Here is a 280-nt window from a genome sequence, read left to right as displayed (position 1 = left end):
CAACGCGGTTATATCATCACCAATAAACACGTCATCAACGACGCCGATCAGATCATCGTCGCCTTACAGGATGGTCGTGTATTTGAAGCATTGCTGGTGGGATCTGACTCTCTAACCGATCTGGCGGTACTTAAAATTAATGCCACTGGCGGTTTACCTACCATTCCAATTAATGCACGTCGCGTACCGCACATTGGCGACGTAGTACTGGCGATCGGTAACCCGTACAACCTCGGGCAGACCATTACCCAGGGGATTATTAGTGCCACGGGTCGAATCG

At 50.4% G+C, this 280-nt stretch carries 1 protein-coding gene; it reads left to right on the top strand.

Features of this window, described 5'->3' with window-relative positions; all coding sequences use genetic code 11:
* Positions 1 to 280, top strand: a 280-nt coding sequence (locus tag FN960_RS23930) for a trypsin-like peptidase domain-containing protein (protein WP_185971142.1), incomplete at both ends; no start/stop codon positions are given.

The sequence above is a fragment of the Alkalicoccobacillus porphyridii genome, assembly GCF_007293315.1.
GTDB lineage: Bacteria > Bacillota > Bacilli > Bacillales > Bacillaceae_D > Alkalicoccobacillus > Alkalicoccobacillus porphyridii.
The sequence above is the reverse complement of the archived record's forward strand: the minus strand, read 5'-3'. Positions and strand labels throughout refer to the sequence as shown.